4 protein-coding genes are annotated in these 3,508 nt (G+C 67.0%); all 4 read right to left on the bottom strand.

Annotated elements, in window-relative coordinates:
* A partial coding sequence (locus RMT89_RS39795; protein ID WP_315888632.1) for a DNA cytosine methyltransferase occupies positions 1-1,848 on the bottom strand: 1,848 nt, incomplete at its 3' end.
* Positions 1,815-2,249, bottom strand: a complete 435-nt coding sequence (ssb, locus tag RMT89_RS39800; RefSeq protein ID WP_315888633.1) for a single-stranded DNA-binding protein — start codon at positions 2,247-2,249, stop codon at positions 1,815-1,817. The genes ssb and RMT89_RS39795, both read right to left, overlap by 34 nt.
* A 435-nt stretch (positions 2,250-2,684) precedes the next feature.
* Positions 2,685-3,086, bottom strand: coding sequence for a hypothetical protein (locus tag RMT89_RS39805; protein WP_315888634.1), 402 nt, complete (start codon positions 3,084-3,086; stop codon positions 2,685-2,687).
* Positions 3,083-3,508, bottom strand: a 426-nt coding sequence (locus RMT89_RS39810) for a DNA cytosine methyltransferase (RefSeq protein WP_315888635.1), incomplete at its 5' end; no start/stop codon positions are given. The genes RMT89_RS39805 and RMT89_RS39810, both read right to left, overlap by 4 nt.

Consider the following 3,508-nt stretch of genomic DNA (forward strand, 5'->3'; position numbering starts at 1 on the left):
GACTCGGCGCATCGTGGACGCTGCCAGCGGTCGGGGGCGGTCGCCGATCCTCGTGCCGACGTCGGTCCAGTCGATCGCGGATGCGGCGGGCCTGACGTAGGGCTCGACCCTGCCGTGATCGCCCTCGGGGCAGACGTAGATGTACTGGCGGTCGTACTTGCCGATGTGGCGTCCGGGCCGCTTCCACCACTGCATGGCTGCCACGTCCGTGCCGCACTTCTCGCACCAGGCCAGCGGTCGCGGCCGCACGTCGGGGGCGGGCACGCCCTTGCGGTTGAAGACGATGTACATACGGTCTCGCCACTGCGGTGCGGGCGGGTTGGTGTCGGAGCCGATGTGAGCTGCGGAGACGGAGACGAACTGGGCGGTGTAGCCGAGGGTGGTCATGCCCGCCAGCCATGTATCGAACAACTCCCACTGGGCTGCCTCCACGACATTCTCGATCATGACGAGCGGGTAGCGGAAGAGTTCGGCGGCGCGGATCACCTCCCAGAATGTGACGCGGGTCCGCTCGAACGCCTCGGTGGGGACGTGGCCGTGTTCCTCGAACAGGTCGAGTTGTCGCGTCCGTTTGCGGTGTCCACCGGCCGGTGATACCTCGGTGCAGATGGGGCTTGCCCACAGAACGTCGGTGCGTGGCAGGTAGCGCAGGTCGATCGCGGAGATGTCGGCGCACAAGTGCTCAGTGTCGGGGTGGTTGGCGGAGTGGGTTTCGATCGCTCGCTGCCAGTGGTTGGCGGCGACCTTAATGTCGTATCCGGCGCTGCGGAGGCCGATGGAGCTGCCACCCATCCCGCAGTTGCCGGTCCAGTGAACCCTTCCGTCGCGACGACACAGCCACGTCCCGTGCTCGACTGTGGGGCACCAAACGACGCCCGTGTGGTCGACCCACTCCACCCGGTTCTGGCGCAGGGGTTTCGCGGTGTCGCGGCCCATGAGGGCTACCGTCCACATTGGCACTTCGGTCCCGCGATACCGCTGGTGCCACGTGCGCACTGACGTGGAGTGCCCGGCCAGGATGGCGGCGAACTGGAACGCATCGCACCGATCCGGGTCACCTTGGGTCAGAGTCGCCTCATGGGTCAGGTCACGAACGCGACGAGTCCCGTCCGCCAGCATCGAGACCTCGATAAGAAGGTCGAGTTGCGCCTGTGTGAGGCATAGCATCCACTCGTGAGCAGGGGCCTTGTTGACGAGTGCACCCGCAACTGGCGCGGCGGCAGCGCGGTTCAGCCTCCAGCAGCGCTGGTCTCCCCAGTCGCTCACCGTCCAGTAGGCGCGGCCATCGGTGCGGCGTCCTGGGGGCCCATATAGGGCGGTGAGTGCCGCAGTGATCCGCCGGCAGTTGTCCGGGTTGTGGCTACGCGACTGATAGATGTGTAGCCGTCCATGGGCGCGGAAGTTACCCTCGGTCCATGCCCATCCGACCAACTCCACCAGTTCGTTGCGGACACCGGAGGCTTTCGGCAGGTTGAACGGGGCTGAGCGCTTGACCATGGACTCCGACGTGAGGTCCCTGGTTGTGCGCCACCGCATCGTGGCGCTGCCGCCGCGCCTATTACGCTCCCAGGTGGGCCACCGGTGGTCGGCCGTAACGAGCGCCGAGATGCCTTTCCCGTGGATTCTGAGCATGCGCTCGTCGGTCGCGTCGAATCGGTGAACCTGCTCGACGGGGGCAAACCCAGCGATGCCGGTTTCGACATTCAGACTGGCGACCAAGTCACCGACCTCAACCTCGTCATGCAGTCGCCAACCGTGAACGGTCAGGATCTCGGTCTGCTCGTCGGCGCAGAAAAAGTCAACGGCGGTGAGCATCAGAATGGTGCCTCTCCGGTCTGGCTCGCCCACGGGTCATCCTGGGGCTGCGGTACCTGCGTCGCCTGCCCGCGTTGGCTGCGGTTGACGATGGCGGTCTGGGTGCGCAGCGAGGGTCCGATGTCGTCCACGGACAGCTCGAAGGTGGTGCGGCGCTGACCCTCCTTGTCCTCGTAGGTGCGCGACTGGAGCTCACCGGTCACGATGACCCGCATGCCCCTGCGGAGGGTGTCGGCGGCGTGCTCGGCCATGTCGCGCCAGACGGTGCAGCGCAGGAATGTGGTGTCGCCGTCGATCCATTCGCCGGTCTTCTTGTCGTAGCGGCGGTGATTGTGGGCGACCGTCATGGTGGCGACGGCGGCCCCGGCCTGAGTGAAGCGGACCTCGGGCGCGTCCGTCAGGTTGCCGCAGATGGTGATGGTGTTGGTGCTCATGATTGGTCCTCTCTCTGGCCGCAGTGGGTGCAGCGGCCGTGTCGGTACAGGTGTCGTGGGGTGATGGGTTGGCGGTGGTCGTCTAGTCCCATCGCGCCGGTGAGGATGTGGAGGGCGGAGCAGGCTGCCGGGGCGGGGTCGCGGCGGTCGCGGACATCGCCGACGACGATGGCTAGATCAGCCATGATCGGCCCCTCTCTCGGTCGTTTCGTGTACGGCGATCCGGTGGGGCACGGTCTGCCGATCGGCTTGCGTCTTGCCCGGACAGTGTTCTGGCGGAACGGGGACTCGCCTGTCGGGGCGGAGCCTCACGAGGGGTTGCAGGTCAGCCACGATCGGACCCCTCTCTGGGTAGCTGGTCGTACAGGTCGCGGAGGCGGCGCAGGATCGCGTGGCCGGGGTGTGCGACGCTGATGATGTAGGGCATGGGGGGTTTCATCCGTCCACCTCCTGGAAGATGAGCGTCAGCCGGACGTGCCCCGGTTTGCACCGCTCGGCCTGCGGTCGCCAGTCGGGGCCGATGAGGTGGGTGTCGTCGTCGTCGGGCAGGAGCGGCACCCAGCCGTGCGGACGCCAGCCGCAGCCGCTCACGAGACCATCCACGAGCGCCTTGATGGTCGGGTTGAGGTTGTGGGCGTCTCGCCGCCTGCGGTCGGGGTAGGCGACGTGCACGGTCAGGTGGGCGCGCTGCATCTGGTGCGGGTCGTGGCCCTGCGTGACAGCCGCCATCTGGCGGAGGTTGCGCACGAGGCTGGCCTGCCGCGCCCAGTGTTTGCGGTCATTGGCGGTCACGATGAGTGCGCGGGGCAGCTCGAACTCGTAGGTGGCGGTGGTCATGCCGCTGCCCCCAGCGCTTGTGCGCCACAGAGACCCAGCCAGTGGGCCACGTTGACGGCCACGGCGTTCCCGGCCTGCATCTGCTGTTCACCCTGATTGCCGTGGATGATGTAGTGCCTCGGGAAGGCTTGGGCGTTGGCTGCCTCCCGTGGCTTCAGCATGCGGAAGTAGCAGTCCTCGACGTTGATCGCCGGCGTCAGGACGCCGTGCTGGTCTCGTGTCGCCATCGTGGATAGCGGGTCGGCGACGGCGGGGTAGGGTCGAGAGCCGCGCCGGAAGGGGATAACGAGTCCGTGGTGGAAGCCAGCGCCTGTGAAGGTTGCCAGTGGGTCGCCGCGCTTGATGGTCTGGGTTGGGAGTGGTCGGGATGCTGGGCCGAAGTGCCGTCCACAGCTCCCGCCGTTGTTGACGCTCATCACAAA

The sequence above is a fragment of the Streptomyces sp. P17 genome (assembly GCF_032436805.1).
Taxonomy (GTDB): Bacteria; Actinomycetota; Actinomycetes; order Streptomycetales; family Streptomycetaceae; genus Streptomyces.

Coding starts and splice junctions, on each gene's coding strand:
- RMT89_RS39805 (WP_315888634.1), bottom strand. CDS start 3,086: ATGACCACCGCCACCTACGAGTTCGAGCTGCCCCGCGCACTCATCGTG.
- ssb (WP_315888633.1), bottom strand. CDS start 2,249: ATGAGCACCAACACCATCACCATCTGCGGCAACCTGACGGACGCGCCC.